Annotated in this window: 1 protein-coding gene; it reads right to left on the reverse strand. The window is 76.7% G+C overall.

The features are described 5' to 3' along the window. On the reverse strand, positions 1 to 313 hold a 313-nt coding region (locus tag UK12_RS42550), incomplete at both ends, for a hypothetical protein (protein WP_045307245.1).

Genomic DNA, 313 nt, shown 5'->3' on the forward strand with positions numbered 1-313 from the left:
GCCGGGCGTCGCGAGCACCCCTGTTGGACAGCAGGCCGAGCAGCGCCGCCGCGAAGGCGATCACCGCGGCGACCGCGAAGGCCATCGACATGCCGCTGACGAAGGAGGTGTGCACCGCGTCCGCCATCGCGTGCACCGCCTGCTCGGGGGTGCCGTGCGGGGCCGGGGTGGCGATGCCGAGCGGGGCGGCGTGGTTGGGCTGCTCGCCCTGCGCGCCCTCGGCGGTCGGCGGTCCGGCCTTGGACCAGTTGCCGGGCAGCGCGCTGGAGACCGTGGAGGCCATCACCGCGCCCAGCACGGCGGTGCCCAGGCG

It is taken from the genome of Saccharothrix sp. ST-888, from assembly GCF_000955975.1.
Lineage (GTDB): Bacteria > Actinomycetota > Actinomycetes > Streptomycetales > Streptomycetaceae > Kitasatospora.